The 22,275-nt window shown below is 40.4% G+C and carries 22 protein-coding genes; 1 reads left to right on the plus strand and 21 read right to left on the minus strand.

Translation table 11 applies throughout. From position 1 onward, the window contains the following. Positions 1-13 precede the first annotated feature (13 nt). The 13 genes from QEZ38_RS00700 to QEZ38_RS00760 all read right to left on the minus strand — a co-directional run bounded on the left by QEZ38_RS00700 (position 14) and on the right by QEZ38_RS00760 (position 12,372). Positions 14-985 carry a glycosyltransferase family 2 protein gene (locus QEZ38_RS00700; protein ID WP_281334670.1) on the minus strand — a complete coding sequence of 324 codons (972 nt, stop codon included), beginning with the start codon at positions 983-985 and terminating at the stop codon, positions 14-16. Next, positions 982-1,818: a LicD family protein gene (locus tag QEZ38_RS00705; protein ID WP_281334671.1), complete on the minus strand. Its 837-nt coding sequence runs from the start codon at positions 1,816-1,818 to the stop codon at positions 982-984. Before QEZ38_RS00705 ends, QEZ38_RS00700 begins: the two co-directional genes overlap by 4 nt. 143 nt (positions 1,819-1,961) lie before the next feature. Next, positions 1,962-3,281, minus strand: a complete 1,320-nt coding sequence (locus QEZ38_RS00710; protein WP_281334672.1) for an LCP family protein — start codon at positions 3,279-3,281, stop codon at positions 1,962-1,964. After that, positions 3,278-4,126, minus strand: a complete 849-nt coding sequence (pheA, locus tag QEZ38_RS00715; protein ID WP_281334673.1) for a prephenate dehydratase — start codon at positions 4,124-4,126, stop codon at positions 3,278-3,280. Before pheA ends, QEZ38_RS00710 begins: the two co-directional genes overlap by 4 nt. Then, the gene (locus QEZ38_RS00720; protein ID WP_281334674.1) at positions 4,123-4,599 is read right to left on the minus strand and encodes a shikimate kinase; all 477 of its coding nucleotides are present in this window, start codon (positions 4,597-4,599) and stop codon (positions 4,123-4,125) included. Before QEZ38_RS00720 ends, pheA begins: the two co-directional genes overlap by 4 nt. Beyond that, positions 4,592-5,875, minus strand: a complete 1,284-nt coding sequence (gene aroA, locus QEZ38_RS00725) for a 3-phosphoshikimate 1-carboxyvinyltransferase (RefSeq protein WP_281334675.1) — start codon at positions 5,873-5,875, stop codon at positions 4,592-4,594. Before aroA ends, QEZ38_RS00720 begins: the two co-directional genes overlap by 8 nt. Positions 5,876-5,964: 89 nt before the next feature. Next, the gene (locus QEZ38_RS00730; protein ID WP_036757185.1) at positions 5,965-6,303 is read right to left on the minus strand and encodes a YlbF/YmcA family competence regulator; all 339 of its coding nucleotides are present in this window, start codon (positions 6,301-6,303) and stop codon (positions 5,965-5,967) included. Between the two features lie 11 nt (positions 6,304-6,314). Further along, entirely contained in the window at positions 6,315-7,418 is a 1,104-nt protein-coding gene (locus QEZ38_RS00735; RefSeq protein ID WP_281334676.1) for a prephenate dehydrogenase, read from the minus strand. A gap of 9 nt (positions 7,419-7,427) precedes the next feature. After that, positions 7,428-8,594, minus strand: a complete 1,167-nt coding sequence (gene aroC, locus QEZ38_RS00740) for a chorismate synthase (RefSeq protein ID WP_281334677.1) — start codon at positions 8,592-8,594, stop codon at positions 7,428-7,430. Between the two features lie 9 nt (positions 8,595-8,603). Further along, positions 8,604-9,671 carry a 3-dehydroquinate synthase gene (aroB, locus tag QEZ38_RS00745; protein ID WP_281334678.1) on the minus strand — a complete coding sequence of 356 codons (1,068 nt, stop codon included), beginning with the start codon at positions 9,669-9,671 and terminating at the stop codon, positions 8,604-8,606. A 16-nt stretch (positions 9,672-9,687) separates the two neighbouring features. Beyond that, positions 9,688-10,545, minus strand: a complete 858-nt coding sequence (locus QEZ38_RS00750; protein WP_281334679.1) for a shikimate dehydrogenase — start codon at positions 10,543-10,545, stop codon at positions 9,688-9,690. Then, positions 10,535-11,212: a type I 3-dehydroquinate dehydratase gene (aroD, locus tag QEZ38_RS00755; RefSeq protein WP_049508709.1), complete on the minus strand. Its 678-nt coding sequence runs from the start codon at positions 11,210-11,212 to the stop codon at positions 10,535-10,537. The genes QEZ38_RS00750 and aroD overlap by 11 nt, the downstream gene beginning before the upstream one ends. Continuing rightward, positions 11,209-12,372 carry a class I SAM-dependent rRNA methyltransferase gene (locus tag QEZ38_RS00760; RefSeq protein ID WP_281334680.1) on the minus strand — a complete coding sequence of 388 codons (1,164 nt, stop codon included), beginning with the start codon at positions 12,370-12,372 and terminating at the stop codon, positions 11,209-11,211. Before QEZ38_RS00760 ends, aroD begins: the two co-directional genes overlap by 4 nt. Positions 12,373-12,618: 246 nt before the next feature. On the opposite strand from QEZ38_RS00760, the gene QEZ38_RS00765 reads away from it, so the two are divergent. Further along, entirely contained in the window at positions 12,619-14,070 is a 1,452-nt protein-coding gene (locus QEZ38_RS00765; RefSeq protein WP_281334681.1) for an alpha-amylase, read from the plus strand. 198 nt (positions 14,071-14,268) lie between these two features. Here the strand turns inward: QEZ38_RS00765 and QEZ38_RS00770 are convergent, their stop codons facing one another. From QEZ38_RS00770 to QEZ38_RS00805, 8 genes are all read right to left on the minus strand, one after another. Then, positions 14,269-14,943 carry a DnaD domain-containing protein gene (locus tag QEZ38_RS00770; protein WP_075230843.1) on the minus strand — a complete coding sequence of 225 codons (675 nt, stop codon included), beginning with the start codon at positions 14,941-14,943 and terminating at the stop codon, positions 14,269-14,271. 8 nt (positions 14,944-14,951) lie between these two features. After that, positions 14,952-15,896 (minus strand): homoserine O-acetyltransferase MetA, encoded by a 945-nt coding sequence (gene metA / locus QEZ38_RS00775; RefSeq protein WP_223140706.1) that lies wholly within the window; start codon positions 15,894-15,896, stop codon positions 14,952-14,954. Positions 15,897-16,088: 192 nt separating this feature from the next. Continuing rightward, complete coding sequence (locus QEZ38_RS00780; RefSeq protein WP_006145170.1) at positions 16,089-16,601, minus strand: adenine phosphoribosyltransferase; 513 nt, start codon at positions 16,599-16,601, stop codon at positions 16,089-16,091. A 95-nt stretch (positions 16,602-16,696) separates the two neighbouring features. Beyond that, positions 16,697-17,329 carry a hypothetical protein gene (locus QEZ38_RS00785; RefSeq protein WP_281334682.1) on the minus strand — a complete coding sequence of 211 codons (633 nt, stop codon included), beginning with the start codon at positions 17,327-17,329 and terminating at the stop codon, positions 16,697-16,699. After that, complete coding sequence (locus tag QEZ38_RS00790; RefSeq protein WP_281334683.1) at positions 17,329-19,197, minus strand: ABC-F family ATP-binding cassette domain-containing protein; 1,869 nt, start codon at positions 19,195-19,197, stop codon at positions 17,329-17,331. The genes QEZ38_RS00785 and QEZ38_RS00790 overlap by 1 nt, the downstream gene beginning before the upstream one ends. Further along, positions 19,194-20,393: a CCA tRNA nucleotidyltransferase gene (locus QEZ38_RS00795; RefSeq protein WP_281334684.1), complete on the minus strand. Its 1,200-nt coding sequence runs from the start codon at positions 20,391-20,393 to the stop codon at positions 19,194-19,196. Before QEZ38_RS00795 ends, QEZ38_RS00790 begins: the two co-directional genes overlap by 4 nt. Then, the gene (gene dapB / locus QEZ38_RS00800) at positions 20,390-21,157 is read right to left on the minus strand and encodes a 4-hydroxy-tetrahydrodipicolinate reductase (RefSeq protein WP_281334685.1); all 768 of its coding nucleotides are present in this window, start codon (positions 21,155-21,157) and stop codon (positions 20,390-20,392) included. The genes QEZ38_RS00795 and dapB overlap by 4 nt, the downstream gene beginning before the upstream one ends. A 269-nt stretch (positions 21,158-21,426) precedes the next feature. After that, complete coding sequence (locus tag QEZ38_RS00805; RefSeq protein WP_281334686.1) at positions 21,427-22,275, minus strand: DegV family protein; 849 nt, start codon at positions 22,273-22,275, stop codon at positions 21,427-21,429.

Raw genomic sequence — 22,275 nt, forward strand, 5'->3', positions numbered from 1 at the left:
CCTTTAAATGACATTATTGATTTAAGCCGACGATTTGTCTATAGATCCATGGAGAAACAAGGAGGGACAAAACGGCTATTTTTCGAAAATTAGTAAAATAAGGATCTTTTAATATCTCAGATAAATGTTTAATAATCCACTTTCTCAACTTAATTTTTTCTGTTGGATATTGACTTGAATCTGTAAAGATTATTTTATCGTACACTGTGATATATGACCAACATTCTCTATTCACTAATTCAGTTTTTAGTTTTGGAAATATTTGAAAAACTTCAAAAATAATAATTTTATAGACCTCTATGGTATCAAATACATGATCGTTGACAGAAGTTGTTGCACTTCCCTGACGATGATCATAATAATAGATTGGTTTATCAACAAATACACTAGTACATCTGGTTTTTAGTAAGACTTCTGTTAAAAATAAAGCATCTTCAGCCAAATGATAGTCTGTATTGAATGTAAAACTTGAAACAATCTCTCTTTTAAATAATTTTGCAACAGGGAAAAAAGAAGTTCTAGTTGTCGTCAATAATTCTCTCATCGTCTGCTCTGTCGACCATTTCTCTTCTTTTCCTGAAAAATTCGGTAATTCTGTAATTTGACCATTTTTTATATGATGGAGACGTGCTATACTAACCCCTATAGACTCGTCACTGTCAACTACACTTATTAAAGTTTCCAAGTAATCTGGTGTAATAAAATCATCACTATCAATAAAAGTAATCCATTCTCCTCTTGAATGTTGAATACCTATATTTCTAGCATTCGAGACTCCTGCATTCTTAATATGAAAAACTTTGATATTTTCATTTTTAGATGCCAACTGATCGCACAAGGCACCACTCTGATCTGTCGAACCATCATCAATAAGAAGCAATTCAAAATTGGTATAAGTCTGCTTTAAGATTGACTCAACACATCGTTCCAAATAAGCTTCTACATTATAGACTGGAACAATAACGCTAATTTTTTCTTTCATCATGCTCCATATTCTCCCTTATATTCAGTGTAACTCTTATCCATATCTGCTATAAGGGCATCGTGGTGAGGCACTTGCTTGTCTGCCGGCGGTGGTGTCATGTAGTCACCAAAAGCTGTGCTGAGATAGGCATCATAACCAACTGGAATAGGCATTTCTGTTCCTTCGAATGGTAGGAAAATATTATCTTCAAATGCTTGAATTGGATATTTCTTTTTCATGTATCCTGGACCTGAGCATAATTCCGTGATGCCATCACTTTCTGCTAGACCATACTTGGTCATTTCTTTCTCAGCTTTTTTCCAGATACGATAACGAAGGGATTTAGGAGTTAATCCTAATAAAATAGTGCTGCCCCATTTCATGAGGGCTCCATGTTTTTCTGGAATGGTTTGTGCACAGAAGAGGGAATAAATCAAAGCCCAACGTACTTGTTTCTTACGTTCAGCTGGATTTTTAGGGTAGTAGTCCAAGGGAAGAACATCCAGAGCCAAGCCGTGTGGGAGGTCCAAATCTTGTTGGTAAGGCTTGATGCAAGTTGTTTCCTTGTCTCGAATAGTGATAAAGAGGTTGCGGTCAACAAAGTCTCTATCACTTTTTGATAGGAAGTAACGCTTATCCGCATAACGAGGCCATAGCTCTGCTAATTTTTCATAATCCTTGCGAGGCATAAAGAAGTCTAAATCATCATCCCAAGGAATAAAACCTTTATTTCGTAGAGCTCCAATAGCTCCTCCACCACACAAATAACAGAGTAAATCGTGTTCTTTACAAAAGGCGACAAAATATTCAGCCATCTCTAAGCTACGAGTTTGAATTGCCTTTAAATCACTCATCTTATTCTCTTCCTCTCCTGATAGAATACATCATTCTATTATACCATAAAAACAGTTTATAAATCCATCTAACCATGTGAAAAATCAAAGCCCGAGACACCTGTTGCCATAGGTATACCAAGCTCTGATTCGTTTTTTTCAGTCTACCTAAATCCCATCTGGGCCAGTTTATTTTGGTAAGCTTTTTGGTCCACTCGAAGGGATTGACCACCGTATACGTCAAAGTCGTCTACCCAGTCTCCAAGTTCTGGAACTGTCAATCTTTCAATACCATTCTGACCTCCTTCAAGGACTGATAAGCCATTGGTCAATAAGAAAGTATATGGAAGGTTTGTAGAGGTCATGGCAAATACTTTTCCTAGTGCTTCTGAGCCCGTGAAAAGTTTTGTCGGATCTTTAATCTGCTGCAAGACAGCTGTCATGACCTGCTGTTGTCGACGAGTACGGCCATAGTCCCCCTCATCATCATCACGGAAACGTGCATAGTTGAGAAGAGTCGAACCATTCATCTGTTGTTTCCCAGCTCGAATGGTTTGAGTCGGTGACTCAGTTTCCGTTGCGTGCAAGTCATCTCCTACAGTCGCTTCTGTCACTGGGACCCCGTTTAGAGTTGAAAACTGAGCATCAATGGTCACACCATCAGGGAAAAGCGTATCAATGGCTGTCGCAAAGGCTTGGAAATCGACAAGGGCATAATATTTGATGTCTAGATCAAAATTATCCTTGAGGACCTTGCGGACCATTTCGGCTCCTTGTTTACCTTCTTGTTCCCCTAATTCGTAGGCTAAGTTTAATTTATGGTCGGTCTGTTTTTGACCATTGATGACTTGGCTATATCCATCAATATAGACCAAGTTATCACGCATAAAGCTAACGAGCTTCAATTTTTTATCTTTGCCACTTACATTCAGAACCATAATGGAATCTGTCCGTGTTTCTGCACTATTCTGTCCAATACGGCCGTCTGTTCCTAAAATAAGAATATTAACCCCATCACGCGTATCTTGTCCATTAAAAACCTCAACCTGAGCAGCTTTGGCATCTTTGGGACCATTTGAGCTATTAGGATTCGCCGATTGGAATCCCTTTAAGAACATGACGATCATTCCAATTGCTACACAAAGGAATAACATCCCTAACCAAGCAAATAAGCGTTTAAAACGAAAACCTCTTTTTTTCTTTGACTTCTTAGCTTTTGGAACCTTCGTTTCCAGTTGAGCTCCACCACTACGGCGGCTAGAACGGCTACGATTAGCATAGGTTGGTAGGTCGATACCAGAGTCTGAAAGAAGTTGTTCTTTGGCTTCTGGATTGAAAACTTCCTCTGTACCTTTTTGACCTTCTAACTTAGCATGTAAAAAGTCAAATTCCCTCTTTTCTTTCTCATTCAAATAATGAATATTTTTCAAAAGATAGTCATATCTCAGTTTTTCATGGTGTGTCAAAGGATTCTCTCTAGTCATTCCTTCTCCTTTCCTTTATCCTGTATGGTATAGATAGGATAAGCACCTAGTACTTTATACTGGATTCCAATCGTTTCTAATTCTTTTTGAGCAAAGTGGACCAGTTCTTTATCTCTATAGTTAACATCAATGATAAAGAAGTATTCTCCAAGTGCAGTTTTAAGGGGACGACTTTCTATCTTGGTTAAGTCAATCCCTCGCCAAGCAAAGGTCGAGAGTGCCTTGTAAAGTGCACCAGGTAAATTATCTGGCAAGGTCAAAGCTAGACTCATCTTTTCAGAACCTGGACTCAAGGGGATTTGTGGTAATTTAGTTCCCAAAACCCAAAAACGAGTAAAATTGGCTTCCATTTCTTGAATATCTTGAGCGATGAGTTCTAAACCATATTCCTCTGCAGAACTTCTTGGGGCAATTGCCGCAAATGGTTGATCAGGATGCTCAGAAACATAGCGCGCAGCGTAGGCTGTACTGGCAGTGACTTCTAGTTGCGCATCTGGATAATGCTCGTCAATAAATTTCTTCCCTTGTGCTAATGCCTGTGGGTGAGAAAAGATTTTCTCAATTTTAGATTGCCCTGGCACTGCCATCAATTGTTGGTGGATTGGCTGAACAATCTCTGCCACAGCTTGAATGCGAGCCTGATGGAAAAGATAGTCTAGTGTCTCATGAACACTACCTTCAATGGAATTTTCAACTGGCACTACTGAATAGTCTACCAATCCCTGTTCATAGACCTTAATAACGTCTGTAATATTTGAAAATGGCTCCAGTTCCTCATGAGGAAAAGCCGTTTGCACCACATGGTGCGAAAAAGATCCTTTGGGACCTAGATAGGCAATTTTCATGTCAATTCCTCTATAATTTCCTCTGGGCTTAGCTTGGACACATCGATAACTTTACTAGCCACTTCCTCATACCAAGCCTGTCTTTCATTAAAAATCCCTGCCAAATCTTCCTTACTATTTTTTAGAAATAGCGGGCGTTGATTGTCCTTATCATCTGAAATTCGCTGGTAAAGGGTCTCAAAATCTGCTTTTAGGTAGATATTCTCTGAATTTTGCTTGAGCAAGGCACGATTTTTCTGAGAAATGACCACTCCACCACCAGTAGACACGACTTGGTCCGTTTTTAGTAGGTCAGCCAAAACTTCTTCTTCTATCTGACGGAAGGCTGCTTCTCCTTTTTCTTCAAAGAAACGAGCAATTGGCATCCCCAGTCGGTCTTCAAGCAAGGCATCCATGTCTACAAAGTCAGGATCTAATCCTCTAGCAATAGTAGATTTTCCTGCCCCCATAAATCCAAGTAAAACCTTAGCCATGAATCAAAGTCTCCAAATCATCAAAGAAGCTTGGGTAGCTAGTATTAATGGCTTCTGCCCGATCCAATTCAACCTCCCCATCTGCCACTAAAAGCGCTGCAATGGCTGTCATCATGCCGATACGGTGGTCTCCAAAGGTATTGACTCTGGATCCATGGAGAGCAGATTTCCCTTTGATAATCATGCCGTCTGCTGTAGGAGTAATAGTTGCTCCCATGCTATTTAAGGCATCAGCAACAACTTGAATGCGATCCGTTTCTTTGACCTTGAGTTCTTCTGCATCTTTGATGACTGTTTGACCTTGAGCTTGGGTAGCAAGGAGCGCAATAATTGGTAATTCATCAATTAAACGTGGAATCAAGGCTCCACCAATCTCGGTTCCCTTTAAATCTGAAGTTTCAACAGTCAAGGTTGCAGACTTAGCAATTGAATCAATATCAATAATCTCTAATTTGCCACCCATAGCACGGATAACATCGATAATCCCTGTACGTGTTTCATTAATACCAACATTCTTAAGTACCACACGAGAATTTGGAACAATCAAACCTGCGACTAACCAAAAGGCTGCACTGGAAATATCTCCAGGTACGACAACTGTTTGCCCACTTAGTTTCTGTGGCCCCTGAACTGTGATTTTCTTACCATCGACACTCAAGTCTCCACCAAATTGACGCAACATATCTTCTGTATGATTACGAGTGCACTCCTTCTCAATGATGACAGACTGACCCTGAGCCTGCAAAGCTGCAAAAATTAAGGCTGACTTAACTTGAGCAGAGGCAATCGGCAATTCATAATGAATAGGTGTTAAATTTTTTGTACCTTTTAAGTGCAACGGTGGCAAGTCTCGCTCTGTCTGACCAGAAATGCTAACTCCCATTTTTTTCAAAGGAAGGGTCACACGGTCCATAGGACGTTTAGAAAGACTGTCATCTCCAAACATCTCCACTTCAAAATCTGCACCAGCAAGTACACCTGAAATCAAACGAATAGATGTCCCAGAATTCCCCATATCGAGAGCGTTCTTAGGGGCTTTCAATCCATCCATCCCAACACCTTGAATGGTAACGACACCGTCTTTATCCTCAATCTCAACACCAAGGTCACGAAAAACTTGCATAGTTGATAGGACATCTTCACCACGCAGGATATCATAAACTTTAGTCTCACCCTCAGCTAAGCTTCCAAAAATAATCGAGCGATGACTGATGGACTTATCTCCTGGTACCCGAATACTACCATTTAAGTGCTTAATGTTTGTTTTTAATTTCATAGTGGTCCTCATACTGACAATACTTTTTCTTATTTTATCATAAAAAGTCAGAAATTTCTTAAAAATTCCTGACTTTATGAGGTAAATTCTTATTTTAAAAGTTCTGAAATTGGTTCAAATACAATTTTTTCAATATCAGAAAGGTAGATAGAAAGTTGTTGCTGTTTGGCAAAGAATTCTGACAAGAGAGAGTTGCCTTGAATCTGTTTACCAAAGCTTTCCATTTTTTCTTGAAAAGAAGCGTCTGGAATTTGACCAGTTTGTGCCATGATTTGGATTTCATGCTGAAAAGCAATATAATCTGCAAAAATTTTGCTAGCTTCTGCATCTGCTTGGATGGCATCTCTAGCTTCCTTAACTGCCTTGTATTCAGGCAATTCGCGTAGTCCACGACTAAGTGCATTTGCACTATCATAAATATTTGACATAATTGTCCTCCTTATTTAATAACGACTGTGTAATTTGTATTTTCTGTAATGACTTGCTCAGCACGTTTTAAATCCTGAGCATTCTTAAAGGAAATTTGCAGAATCCCGTGAACATCCTCACGATTTTCCTCATTGATATGGATATTGACCAAAGAAGTTCCACGTAGCAATTCCAAGATGCGTAAAATCACATCTTCCTCATCGGGAACATCTACATAAAGGTCAAATGAGCTATCTACTCCTCCGCGTTTATGGATTTCCATAGCCTGACGTTGCTCACGCGCTTGATTGAAAAAATTCCAGATTTGGTTTTCATCACCCTTACTGATAGCTTGTCCAATCTCGTCCAAACGGCCCCTGAAGTCCTCGATGCGTTCAACAATGGTCTCTCGATTGGATAAGAGAATAGAAGTCCACATACCTGGCTCGCTTTCAGCAATCCGAGTCATATCACGAAAACCACCTGCCGCAAAGCGTCGTGCCATCTCATGTTCTTCAGCATAACTAGCAGTTTGTTCCATTAAACCTGATGCCAAGATATGAGGAAAATGGCTAATCTGAGAAGTCACTCGGTCATGCTCTTCAGCATCGATTTCAATGAAACGAGCGTGCAGACCTGACAGCAAGTCCTTCATTTCTTCAAGCGTGTCAGGACTAGTTAAACTTGATGGCGTAAAGATATAGTAGGCATTTTCAAAAAGATTAACATCGACAGAAGCCGCTCCTGTCTTATGACTACCTGCCATAGGATGAGCCCCTACAAAGCGAACAGGCTTATCTGCAAAACAGTTCTCAGCTGTAACCACGATAGCTGACTTGGTCGATCCAGCATCAGAAATAATGACACCTTCTTTTAGTTCCAAAGTTGCCAATTCTTGTAAAAAAGCAATGGTTTGCTTGATTGGCAGGGTAAGAATGATGACGTCTGCAAGTGGAGCAAAACTGGCAAAATCATCCGTCGCACGGTCAATCATTCCTCTCTCCAAGGCAATATCTCTAGACGTTTGACTACGATTGTATCCTAAAATTTCATAATCAGGATGATCCCGCTTGATTCCGAGTGCCATGGAAGCACCAATCAAACCCAATCCTGCGATATAGATGGTTTTAGCCATAAGAACTCCTTAATAATTCTTTGTATACTCCCGATGTTTAGCAACAGCTTCTTTTAATTCTTCCAGATTATCAGAGGAGAATTTCTCAAGGATTTCTTGAGCCAAAACTGTTGCTACGACTGCTTCCATAACGACACCTGCCGCTGGAAGAGCAGTTGGATCACTTCTCTCTACTGTTGCTTTATAAGGCTCATGGGTTTCAATATCAACGCTCATCAATGGTTTATAAAGAGTCGGAATTGGTTTCATAACCCCACGAACAATAATCGGTTGACCATTGGTCATACCACCTTCGAAACCTCCAAGATTATTAGTCCGACGAGTATAGCCATCTTCTGGTGACCAGAGAATTTCATCCATGACTTGGCTACCCTTGAGATAACCTGCTTTAAAACCAAGTCCAAACTCCACACCCTTAAAGGCATTGATGGAGACAACTGCTTGAGCTAATCTTGCATCTAGTTTGCGATCCCATTGGACATAGGAACCAAGACCAACCGGAACACCACCGACAACAGTTTCAACAACACCACCGATGGTATCTCCATCACGTTTAATCTGATCAATATAATCCTTGATTTCCTGCTCACGTTCTTGATTGACGATAGAAACTTCTGACTGGGCAGCTAGTTTTTTAATCTCTGCGACTGTTAAGTTTTCTGGAACATCGATTTCCTTGCCACCAAAGACAACAACATGGTTGGCAATTTCAATATCAAGCTCAGCCAATAGACGCTTGGCAACAGCCCCAACTGCTACTCGCATAGTCGTTTCACGGGCAGATGAACGTTCCAAGGAATTTCTCAAATCATCAAAGCGGTATTTGATACCTCCTACCAAGTCAGCGTGACCTGGACGAGGATGAGTGATTTTTCGTTTACTTTTAAGTTTGTCTTCAATATCCTCTGCAGACATGATATCAAGCCACTTTTGATGGTCTTTGTTAATGACATCCATGGTAATGGGAGCCCCTGTCGTCTTCCCGTGGCGAACACCAGAAGTAAAGACAACTTGGTCACTTTCAATCTTCATACGACCACCACGGCCGTAACCACCTTGGCGACGTTTGAGATCCTCATTGATATCCTCAGCAATCAAAGGAAGGCCTGCTGGAATTCCTTCAATAATTGCTGTCAGACGAGGACCGTGTGATTCTCCTGCTGTTAAATATCTCATACATTCTCCTTATTTTACTAGGTAATCTTTCATTTCTTCGAGAGAAACTGGGTGAATCCTTGCTGAACCAAGTTCTGGTACCAGGACTAATTTCATGGTGTTGCCACGTGCTTTTTTGTCATGAGTCAAGGCCTGATAAAGCTTATCAACATCCCAGTTTTCATAATCCACAGGAAGCCCAAATTTCTGACACATTTCTCGGATAGACTGAGTGATTCCAGCTGGCATAAGTCCTTTTTGTTCGGCTACTTTAGAGACCTGAACCATTCCCATCGCTACTGCCTCACCATGCATGACACGTCCATAACCAGCAGTTGCTTCGATAGCATGGCCGATTGTATGACCAAAGTTGAGATACAAACGAATGCCATTGTCCAATTCGTCCTCAACTACCATCTTACGCTTGACCTGGCAAGAATGCTCAATCAAACTTTCTGAATGCTCCAAAATACTCTCTACAGAACCATCCATTTCAGATAACAAGTCCCAGAGTTCTGGATCTTCAATTAAGCCATACTTGATGACTTCACCCATTCCTTCAATCAACTCTCGTTTACCTAGGGTTTCAAGAACCGTTGGGTCAATCAAAACACCATCAGGCTGGGCAAAAGTTCCTACCATATTCTTAGCAAAAGGAGTATTCACTCCTGTCTTACCACCGATTGAAGAGTCGACTTGAGCAGTCAAACTGGTCGGAATTTGAACAAAGTGAATCCCTCGCATATAGGTTGAGGCTACAAAGCCAGCCAAATCACCAACGACACCACCACCTAAAGCTACGATGCCGTCACTGCGAGTCAAGTCTTGCTTAACTAGAAATTCATAAGCCTTTTGAACTGTGGTTAGATTTTTTCGCTCTTCACCCTCTAGAAAGTCAAAAACTGCCACTTGAAAACCAGCATCCTCTAGGCTCAATTTAACTTTTTCTGCATAGAGAGAAGCCACATGGTTATCGGTAATGATAACGACTTTTTGCGGTTGCCAAAGTTCCCGCAACCATTTTCCTGCTTGAGACAGGCATCCTTTTTCAATCTGAATATCATAAGGATGGTGGGGAAGGTCTATTCTGATTTTCATAGCAGTTCTCCTTTTTTCATTTTTGATACTTTTGTTTTAGTAATTCCCAGATTTGATCGGTTGGCATTTCCTTACCTGTCCATAACTGAAAAGCTTTCGCAGCTTGGTAAAGCAACATGCCTAGGCCATTAACAGCGTGATTGCCCTGGTTTCTTGCCCACTTTAAAAATGGTGTCTCAAAGGGTTGATAAATCACATCAGCTACCAAAAGCTTCTCTGGTAAAAGGACACTTGCTGGGATTGGCAGAGATACTCCATCCATACCAACACTAGTCGCATTTACCAGTAAATCCGAATCAGTTATCCTTGCTTGCAGTTCAGAAACATCTTCTAAAGCAAATAAATCTGCTTTAAACCCTGTTTCATTTTGCAGTTTTTCTAAGTAAGGTCTTGTTTTTTCTATTGAAGCCGAACGTACAAAGACAGAAACCTGACTGACTCCATCCAAGATTGCCTGCGCCAAAATTGCCTTGGCTGCACCGCCTGCTCCTAACAATACCATTCTTTTCCCAGATATTTTAAAAGAAGGCAAGCTCTTAAAGAATCCCTTGCCATCTGTGTTATATCCAATTAAAGTTCCCTCTCGATTCACCACTGTATTGACAGCACCAATCAAACGAGCTTCTTCACTCAATTGATCCAAATAAGGAATCACCTGTTCCTTGTAGGGCATAGAAAGATTGATTCCAAACATCTGGTAACGACGAATGTTGGCAACTGTTTCTGCCAAGTCAGTTCCTTCTACCTCCCAAGCAAGATAAACCCCATTGGTATTGGTTGCCTCAAAAGCTTGATTGTGAATGAAGGGTGAAATGGAGTGTTTGATAGGATTGGCGACTACAGCTGCTAAACGTGTGTAGCCATCAATCTTCATTTAGTATCTCCCGAATTTTTTTCATGCTAGAAAGTGAAATCTGTCCTGGAGCACTGGCTTCGTCCAGACTTGCAAAAGACCAGCTAGAACCCGTCACATCTGAAGTAATACGAGAAACCTTGCCCACTTTCCCCATAGAAATCGTCACATATTCTTGTTCTGGGTTCAGTGTTTTAAAGCCACGCGTAAAGTTCATAAGGTCCAATACATCTTGTTCTGTATGAGCCATAACAGATACTTTAACCACTTTTGGCGTTAGGCTGGTTAGTTCGGATAAGATTTCCATCATATTCTCTGGAGTTTCTTGGAAATTATGATAACTCAAAACTAGATTTGGAAAATCAAGCATTTCTTCAAAAACATCCTTATGGGAGAAATACTCAAAATCAATGTATTCTGGTTGATAGAGTTGAGCTACATCTTTGATAATTTGTACATACTCCGCCGAATCCAAATCGATTTCGCCTCCCTCAGCACGAGTACGTAGGGTGAAGAGGAGTTCGCGACCTGCAAATTTTTCAAAAATAGCTGGAGCTACCTGTAAAATAGCTTCCTTTGGTAGGAAGTCGGCCCGCCACTCAATGATATCAGCATCGATATACCTCATGGCATCGATTCCTTGCGCCTCTTCTAAACTCTTTGGCATTACTGAAACGACTAATTTCATTTAGTTACCTTCATGCTAATCACCTTAAGGTAATTACTACTTTCATCTTTTTCATTGTAAACAAAGTCTGCTGGAAGCCCATACTTTTGAAGAACCTGATATTTTCTTCCTGCGAATCCTTTGTCGATTTGTTCTATAAATTTTTGACGGGAAACATTGGCAGCATTGGTGCTAGCAATGATCATACCTCCCGGATTTAAAATCTCTAAACTCTGGGAAATCAACTTGTGATAGTCCTTAGCTACAGAGAAAGTTTGCTTTTTATTACGGGCAAAGCTAGGTGGATCCAGAACGATCACATCATAAGATAAGCCCTTACGTTTAGCGTATTTAAAGTATTCAAAGACATCCATAACAATGAAACGATGACTGTCAAGACTGAGTCCATTGGCATGAAAATGAGCTTCTGACAGTTCTCTTGAACGTTTGGCTAGGTCTACAGAGGTTGTTTCACTAGCTCCCCCCATAGCTGCAGCAACTGAGAAGGCTGCTGTATAGGAAAACATATTTAGCAAGGACTTGCCCATGGCCAAACCATCAACTAAGCTACCACGCACTTTATGCTGATCCAAGAAAATGCCTGTCATAAGACCGTCGTTCATAAAGACTTGATAGAGGACACCATTCTCGAGAACTGTAAAATGTTCTGGTGCTTCTTGACCATAGATATGGGCAGACTCATAGTCTAGACCTTTAAAACGAATCTTTTCATAGGCACCTAAGACTTCAGGGAAAACCTGAGCAAAAGCTGCTAAAATCTGTTGGCGAAGTCCATAGATATAGGAGTTATACCAAGAGAAAACAACATAATTCCCATAGAGGTCCAGAGTCATTCCACCAAAACCATCGCCTTCTTGATTAAACAAACGAAAGGCAGTTGTCAACTCATCTCGATAGTAAGCAGAACGTCTTTGTTTGGCTTTTTCAAACAAACTTTCAAAGAATTTTTGGTTAAAAGAAAGCTTCTGGTTCGTTACAAACCAACCAATCCCCTTATTTTGACGAGATAAATAGGCCTTGCCCAAAAACTGCTTGTTTTGACTCAATAACTCGACTTCTTGATCAGTTTCAGATAGTTCTGGAAAATCAATTTCCTCCAAAAGCACTAGACCTTGGTTTAGTTTTTTTTCAACACGTCTACTGACGAATACTTTATTCATAAACACTATTATAACAAATTTTATGACAATTCACAAAATAGAAACTATTGATTTATCCATCATCTTGCCCTATCTGAGAGAATTTTTCCTCCCATCAGTCCTACTATTTTTCTTTTATAGTATTTCAACACTTCCAGTTGAAAAATAGACATAAAATTCAAAGAGTTTAATTATAACGCAAACGTTTGCATATTCTTTGGCTTTATGCTACAATAATTCTCATCACTGTAAGTAAGAGGATCAACTATGAAAAATCAAACCCTAATGCAATATTTTGAGTGGTATTTGCCCCACGACGGTCAGCACTGGACACGTCTCGCTGACGACGCTGAACACCTAGCTAACTTAGGTATTAGTCACATTTGGATGCCACCTGCTTTTAAAGCAACAAATGAAAAGGATGTTGGTTATGGCGTCTATGACTTGTTTGACCTTGGAGAATTTAATCAGAAGGGTACTGTACGTACCAAGTATGGTTTTAAAGAAGACTATCTTCATGCCATCCAAACTTTAAAATCTCATGGGATTCAACCAATGGCTGATATCGTCTTAAATCATAAGGCAGCCGCTGACCATTTAGAATCTTTCCAAGTGATAGAAGTGGATCCCGAAGATCGAACAGTGGAACTAGGAGAACCTTTTATCATCAATGGCTGGACTGGTTTTACCTTTGATGGACGACAAAACACCTACAATGACTTCCACTGGCACTGGTACCACTTTACTGGAACTGACTATGATGCCAAACGCCGTAAATCTGGGATCTATCTGATACAGGGAGACAATAAAGGCTGGGCTCATGAAGAATTAGTCGACAATGAGAATGGCAATTACGACTATCTCATGTATGCCGATCTAGATTTCAAACATCCTGAAGTGATAAAAAATATCTACGATTGGGCAGATTGGTTTATGGAAACAACTGGTGTAGCTGGTTTCCGTTTAGATGCAGTCAAACACATAGACTCTTTCTTTATGCGCAACTTCATTCGCGATATCAAAGAAAAATATGGCCAAGATTTCTATGTCTTTGGAGAATTCTGGAATCCAGATAAGGAAGCAAATCTGGATTACCTTGAAAAGATTGAAGAGCGCTTTGATCTTGTCGATGTTCGCCTTCACCAAAATCTCTTTGAAGCAAGCAAGGCTGGAGAAGACTATGATTTAACAACCATCTTTGAGGATAGTCTAGTACAACTCAATCCAGACCGAGCTGTAACCTTTGTCGATAACCATGATACTCAACGTGGCCAAGCTCTTGAATCCACTGTTGAAGAATGGTTTAAACCAGCAGCCTACGCTCTTATTCTCCTACGTCAAGAAGGGCTTCCATGTGTATTTTACGGAGACTACTACGGTATTTCTGGTCAATATGCTCAGCAAGATTTCAAAGATGTTCTTGACCGTTTGCTAGCTATTCGAAAAGAGTTGGCTTATGGAGAGCAAACGGACTACTTTGATGACCCTAATTGTATCGGTTGGGTCCGTTCAGGAGCTGAGAATCAATCACCACTTGCCATCGTGATTTCTAATGCCCAAGCAAACTCTAAAACCATGTTCGTCGGTCAAGAATGGGCTGACCAAACCTTTATTGATTTGCTTGGTAACCATCCTGACCAAGTAACCATCAATGCTGAAGGTTATGGAGATTTCCCAGTTACAGAACGCTCTCTTAGTGTATGGGGACTGGCTAACTAATCAATTAATACTCTTCGAAAATCTCTTCAAACCACGTCAGCTTCCATCTGCAACCTCAAAACATTGTTTTGAGCAACCTGCGGCTCGCTTCCTAGTTTGCTCTTTGATTTTCATTGAGTATAAAACACACAAAAAATGCCCACAAGCTAGATTTTCTTTCTAGCCTGTAGGCATTTTTTCTATTATCAATACTTAAAATTAGTCTTTCCAAAGATCCATAGCATTTTGAAAATCTGCAGAAACTTGAACATTTTGAGGATTAGTCGCTTCTCTCTCCTGACGCTTAGCCTCTACCTGAACTACACTCTTAATGCCTTCATGACGCCAGTTTCTTAGGATAGCCTGGATGTACTTCCAATTTGGTTTTCCATTCAAAACGGCCTCACGTAGGGCCTCTTTGATCAGGTCCGCACTGGTCCCGTCTTCTTTCAAACTCTTTTCCAAATCTTCGATCTCAAAAGGACTTAAGAGACGACCTAGCTCTTGTTGGAAGGTTTCCACCAAGTCTTTTAAATCATTTTTAGCAGGTGCCACTTGGCTAGGTTCTTGCTTTTCAAAAAGTTGGTCTAAGCGCTCTAAAGCTAAAGTCGCATCAAAAATCACTTCTATCTCACCATTGAGTTCAATGGTTCGGTATTGAAGTAGGCCTTTTTCTGTCAAGCGCGAAATAGCTTGATTGACTTCAAAGACTTGCTTGCCAATTTTCTCTGCGATTTGACTTGGAGACAATTCCCCTAAAGCTGTTGTATTTTGTAGATAAAAGAATTGCCAAACTAAGAAATCATCGCTTGATGAAAACAGTTGATTGTAGTTTAAGAGCAGAGCACTTGGTAGCACCAAGTTCCCTGATTTGAAAGCATCTAAATATGTCATAATTCCTCTTATAAATATCCAAAATGAGACACATCTTCTTCTGCACTCTTCCACTCAAAAGGCGTTTCTTGGTAAACTGCATAATTGACCCAGTTACTGAAAAAGAGAGCTGCTGAGGAACTCCAACGCATACAAGGAAGTTCATGGATGTCATCGTTTTTGAAATAATTTTCTGGTATATGGGGATCTAAACCAGCATCTAGATCTCTAAAATATTCTTTCGCTAGGGTATCACGATCATACTCCAAATGCCCAAAGCTATAAACTTCTCTTAAATCTCGGCTTGCAAGGATAGAGATTCCCACCTCTTTTCCAGATGCTAAAATCTCTAGATTGGTTTTATTTACAATGTCTTCTTTGAGAATTTCTGTGTGACGAGAATGAGGAGACACATACAAGTCATCAAAACCTCTCAGCAAAAGATGACCTTCTTTTAAAACATCCTGAGGATAAATTCCCGAAAGCTTTTGAACCATCTGGTGTTTATCTACGCCGTAACGATAGTAGAGACCAGCCTGTGCTCCCCAGCAAATATGCAGGGTTGAAAAGACATGTGTCTTTGACCAATCGATGACCTGAGTAAATTCCTCCCAATAGTCCACTTCTTCAAAAGGAAGATGCTCAACCGGCGCTCCCGTGATAATCAAGCCATCAAAATACTGGTCTTGAACTTCCGAGAAGGTCTTATAAAAAGTCTCCATATGCTCAGAACGAGTTGTTTTCGACTGATGACTTTCCATATATAAGAAATCAATATCTAACTGCAAAGGAGTATTAGCTAAATGTCGTAAAAGCTGAGTCTCTGTAACCATCTTCTGTGGCATCAAGTTTAAAATCAGGATTTTTAGTGGTCGAATATCCTGATGAGCCGCCCGCTGGTCATCCATGACGAAAATATTTTCCGTTCGTAAAATCTCAACTGCTGGTAATTTTTTATCAATTCGAATCGGCATGGAAATCTCCTTACTGTATCAATTCTAGGCTCAAACGAACATAGAGTCGTCAAATGAAAAATCAGCTGACGAAAGTCCTTCCCTTTATTATACTGTAAGAAGATATAGTTTTCAATTATAGTTTTTCTCTAACTAGATATAGCCTTTTTTTATATCAGATGAAGAGAAAACAGCCCTAGGGACTGTTTTTCATTAATAATGCATAAGCACTTTATAATCGTAATCTCCGATAGCTTCGCGACCTTTAAGCTCATCAAGCTCAATCAAGAAGGCACAACCAGCTACGATACCACCAAGTTTTTCAATCATTTCGATAGTTGCTTTAACAGTACCACCCGTTGCCAAAAGGTCATCTACGATGAGAACACGTTGACCTGGTTTGATAGCATCTGCGTGCATAGTCAAAGTATCAACTCCATATTCTTTTTCGTAGTCAGCTGAAATAACTTCGCGCGGCAATTTCCCAGGTTTACGCACAGGAGCAAAACCAATTCCCAACTCAAAAGCGACTGGACATCCAACGATAAATCCACGCGCTTCTGGTCCTACGATCATATCGATCTTTTTGTCAGTAGCATATTGAACAATTTCACGAACAGCATAGCTGTAGGCATTGCCGTTGGCCATCAAAGGGCTGATATCACGGAATGTAATTCCTTCTTGTGGATAATTTTCAATACTTGCAATGTAATCTTTTAAGTTCATAGCATTTCTTTCTTTTTAAGTTTTTACTCCCTATTATACCATAAATCTTAGAAAAGAGAAATAGAAAGAAACCCTGGAAACTGAGTCCAAGACTTCTAATCTGATCTGTAACTATTGCTCGTTTGATGGAATCTTTCCTTCTTTTTGCTTTTAGAGTTTTGATTGCGTTGACGATTTTGTTGGATGCGCCACTCTCGCTCAAAGTAGGACATGGTTTCAAATACTCTTCGCGGTAAACCGACATCCAGCAAATAGATTGGGATTTTCAAAACATTTGTTTGCTTTGCAGTCGAAAATCTACTTCGTAGACGATTCCATAAAGAGTTGGGTTTTATAAAATCCTTGTCATAAAAATGAACTTCAATAGTATAAAAATCCCTTGAACTTCTACCACCCTTGATTCTCATAAGAGAAAACGTTTCTACCTGCCCCCAGGAATAAAACTGCCAATCTTTTTTAGGATGTGGCTTATAGGAAAAACCTTGGGCCGTACATTTCAAATACTCTTTATCTGAAAAAAGAAGTCGCAAACGTTCATACAAAATCCATCCAACAATAATGATTAAGAATAAGACAAAGAGTCTTAATGCCATCAATCCCACAGGTGCCTCCTTGGGATAGGTCATCATAAAAGATAGGATCCAAAGAAGAAAAGCTAACTCAAGGAAGCAGAGAACAATAGTCCAAATGATTTTCTTACTGCTCCATTTGATGATTTTTTCTTCCATTACGCCAACTCACTTAAATATTCATAGCGTTCATATTTTTCAAGCAAGGCTTCATTCTTCTCATCTAACTCTTTTTGAAGAGTAGCTAGCTTCCCAAAGTCCGAGCCATTGGCCTGCATTTCTTCTTCAATAGCTGCAATGTGATTTTCCAAGGCTTCGATGTCACCTTCAATACTTGCCCACTCTTGCTTTTCTTGGTAGGTCATGCGTTTCTTTTCTTCACGAACTTTGACGACTTTTTCCTTCTCAGCCTTTTGAACTTGATTTGTCGCTTCTGCTTCGAAGGCTTTTTCATCTAGGTAGTCGGTATAATGCCCAAAGAAAGGACGAATGCTACCGTTTTCAAAAGCAAGAATCTTAGTCGCAACTTTATCAAGGAAATAGCGATCGTGACTAACTGTTAAGACTGGACCTGCAAAACCTTGTAAGAAATTTTCTAGAACAGTTAAGGTCGCAATATCTAAATCATTTGTTGGCTCGTCCAAAAGTAAAACATTGGGTTTTTCCAAAAGAAGTTTAAGGAGGTACAGACGTTTCTTCTCTCCACCTGACAGCTTCTCAATCAAAGTACCGTGCGTTGAACGAGGGAAAAGGAACTGTTCTAGCAACTCAGCGATAGAGGTTGTAGAGCCACTGCTAGTTTTAACCTCTTCTGCCACTTCTTGTAGGTAATTGATAACTCGCTTGCTTTCATCCAGACCTTCGATTTGTTGAGAGAAATAGGCGATGCGAACTGTCTCACCGATAATAACCTCTCCTTCCGTTGGCTCAAGACTTCCCGCAATGAGATTGAGAAGAGTTGACTTACCAACACCATTGTCACCAACGATTCCGATACGGTCTTTGGCTTGAACCAAAAGGTTAAAATGTTGCAGAATCTGTTTGTCATCATAGGCAAAGGAAACAACCTTAAACTCGATGACCTTTTTACCGATACGGCTAGTTTCAAAATTCATGCTCAAGTCTGTTTCAACACTAGTATCAGAAACCTCCTTTTTCAAGTCATGGAATCGATTGATGCGTGCCTGTTGCTTGGTTGCACGAGCCTGCGGTTGGCGTCTCATCCAGGCCAATTCTTGCTTGTAAAGCTGTTCCTTTTTGTGAAGAAGCGCTGCGTCGCGCTCATCCTGTTCAGCCTTGAGACGAACATAATCTTGGTAATTTCCTTGATATTCGGTCAAACCAGCTCTGTCCAACTCGAAAATTCTCGTTGAAAGCGCATCTAGGAAGTAACGGTCGTGGGTGATAAAGAGAACCGTCTTCTTAGAATTTTTCAAAAAGAGGGTCAGCCACTCAATGGTGGCAATATCCAAGTGGTTGGTAGGCTCATCAAGAAGCAAAAGATCATGGTTGCCCAGAAGGACTTGCGCCAACTGAACCCGTCTTCGCAAACCACCTGATAGAGCTCCAACGGGAGTTGATAAATCCTGAATTCCCAACTTGCTGAGAACGGTCTTGACCTGACTCTCAATTTCCCAAGCTTGGAGGGAATCCATCTCCGCCATAACCCTTTCCAAACGTACCTGCTTGTCCTCACTGTAGTTGAGCATGAGCAATTCATACTCACGGATCAACTGGATTTCTTTCAAATCACTTGATAGGACAGTATCCAAGACAGTCTTACTGTCATCAAAATCCGGATCCTGAGTCAAATAGCCAATCTTATAATCATTTTTTGCCGAAAAAGGGCTTACGTCACCATCAAAACCTGAAACTCCTGAAAGAACATCTAAAAGAGTCGTTTTTCCAGTTCCATTGACGCCGATAAGACCGATTCTGTCCAAGTCATGGATGATAAAGGAAATATCTTTAAAGACGGTCTTGTCCCCAACGGATTTACTTAGTTTTTCAACAATAAAATCACTCATTTTTTCTCCCTCAAGTAGGCATGAATAGCTTCCAAGTTATTTTCCAAATCTCCATCCACAATAGCATACTCAATCTCTGCTAAAATTTCTCCCATTTCTGGTCCTGGTTGATAACCGTATTCCTTGATCAAAATCCCACCATTGATTTGAATTTCTTTCTTATCATGGATGGTTAGGCTGTGGTAAGTCTCTGTAATGGCCTGTGGATTGACTTCTTTTCCTTGAGCCTGACGAAGATTTTCAGCCTGTAAAAGCAAATCTAGATCAAAGCGGTAACAATCGCGCTTGCTTAGTTCCCCTTCTTCACGAAGCTCTAAGATTGTTAGCAAATCTTGAACTTGCTTGGCAAATTGACGCGAAGTTTTCCAATCTTTCAAAAATTGTTGAGCATCTTCCACTTCTAAAACCCATAAGAGTGCAGCCCAGGCTTGCTCAGAAGATTCAAAGGTAAAATCAGCCTCTAAGTCAAACAAAGATTGGAGTTTGTCCTGACTACCAGCCATATCTGGAAGATAATCATAAGCTTTACTTGCAATCATAGAAGACAGACCTACTCGCCAATGAGGAGCCAGAAGAAGTTTATCAAATTCAACAAAAGTACGTTCCACAGAAATTTTCTCTAAGAGTGGCGTTAAGGTCTTCATCGCTTCAAAGGTTTCTTGCTCGAGTTCAAAACCAAGACTGGCTTGAAAACGAAATCCGCGCATAATGCGTAGGGCATCTTCGTTGAAACGCTCACTAGCTACACCAACTGCTCGTAAAACTTGATTTTCTAGATCTCTTAAACCATTGAACAAATCAATGATTTCCCCTGTCTCATCTAAGGCAAAGGCATTAACTGTGAAATCACGTCGTTTGAGGTCCTCTTCTAGCGAACGAACAAAAGAAACTGAACTTGGTCTACGGTAGTCTACATAGACATCTTCTGTTCGAAAAGTGGTCACTTCATACTCTTCATCTCCGTCTAAAACCAAAACGGTTCCATGCTCAATGCCAATGTCAGCTGTCCGTGGAAAAATCTGCTTGGTCTCTTCTGGATAAGATGACGTCGCAATATCCACATCATGGATGGGACGATTAAGTAGGGCATCCCTAACAGAGCCTCCAACAAAATAGGCCTCAAAGCCAGCTTCTTTAATTTTTTCTAATACTGGTAAAGCCTTCTGAAATTCAGAAGGCATTTGTGTTAATCTCATAATAAGTGTTCTAATCCATAGACAAGCTCATGACGCTTGACAACTTCTTTGATTCCCAAATTCACCCCTGTCATGAAGGAGCTACGATCATAGGAGTCATGACGTAGGGTCAATCCTTCTCCTTGATTTCCAAATATAACTTCCTGATGAGCTACCAAACCTGGCAAACGGACTGAGTGGATTCGCATACCATCAAAGTTAGCTCCACGTGCACCTGCAATGAGTTCTTCCTCATCGCTAGCACCTTGTTGGATAGACTCACGAACCTCTGCCATCAACTCAGCTGTTTTGATAGCTGTTCCACTAGGGGCATCTTTTTTCTTGTCATGGTGAAGCTCAATAATCTCTACATTTGGGAAGTATTTTGCAGCTTGTGTCGCAAATTGCATAAGTAAGACAGCACCCAAGGCAAAGTTAGGAGCAATCAAGCCACCCAAGTTTTTAGAACGAGACAATTCTTTTAGTTCTTCAATCTCTTGACTAGTGAAACCTGTTGTTCCAACGACAGGTGCAAAGCCATTTTCAAGCGCAAAACGGGTATTCTCATAGGCAACAGCTGGTGTTGTAAAGTCCACCCATACATCTGCCTCAAAGCCTTCTAAGGCAGCCTTATCATTAAATACAGGAATTCCCTGCCATTCTGTTGCAGTTTCGAAAGGATCCAATACTGCTACTAGTTCAAGTTCAGGATCAGACAAAACCATCTGACAAGCAGATTGGCCCATTCTCCCCTTAAAACCAGCAATAATTACTCGAATACTCATCTCAATCTCTACTCCTGTTTAAGATACAAAGGACCTTAGCTGCCCATGAAAAATAGGGAATGGCGCTGACTTTACACGAAAGGCAAGACAGGCATCTTTTTTCAAGAGGCAGATAGTCCGTGTTCATTTTTAAGATACATTGACTGTAAGAACACAAAGTGAAAATAGGAGTTCTGATCAAGGAGTGTCTACTCCTTGGAAGAACTATCTTTTTCACACAGGGTTCCAGGCGTGTTCAATTTCTAAGATACCAAGTCTGTAAGAACAATCTAGACGATTGGTGTGTATGCCAAAGCAATGCTTCCTTCTCCCAGGTGGGTTCCAATGACACTACCGAAGGTTGCAATTGAAACATCTGTAGCCACTCCACCATCGATTAAAAGCTGGCGCAAATCTGCTGCTTTTTGAGGAGCATTCCCGTGAATGACAGTAATCTGGTAATTCCCATTAGCTGTTGCTTCTTTAACAATTTCAACTAAGCGTTTTGTAGCCTTTTTCTCTGTACGAACCTTTTCATATACTTCTATCACACCCTGGTCATTGAAATATAGGATTGGCTTGATACTAAGGAGATTCCCCAAAATGGCTGCACCATTAGAGAGTCGTCCCCCCTTAACTAGATGGTCAAGATCATCCACCATGATAAAGGCTGAAGTTTTCTGGATTTGATTTTCCAACTGATCTAAAATGGTAGTAAACTCTTCGCCTTGCTCTGCCCATTTAAATACACTCTCCACCATGAAACCTAGTGGTGCACTTGTAATTCGAGTATCAGGAAAAGCAATGGTTAGACCTTCAAACTCATCCGTCATATATTGGATATTTTGGTGAAATCCTGAAATTCCAGAAGATAGGAAGAGACCCAGAACATGAGTATATCCTTTTTCTTTCAATGATGACAAAATTTCATCCAACTTAGCAATACTTGGCTGACTTGTTTTAGGTAGCTCAGATGAACGAGCCATTTTTTCATAAAATTCTTGAGCGGTTAGATTTACACCTTCAACATACTCCTGTCCATCGATATTCACAGGAATGTCTAGCACAAATAAATCTTCTTTCCGCAAGGTTTCCGCTTGTAGAAAAGCAGATGAGTCTGTTATGACCGCTAATTTCAT

It is taken from the genome of Streptococcus taonis, assembly GCF_029948085.1.
Lineage (GTDB): Bacteria > Bacillota > Bacilli > Lactobacillales > Streptococcaceae > Streptococcus > Streptococcus taonis.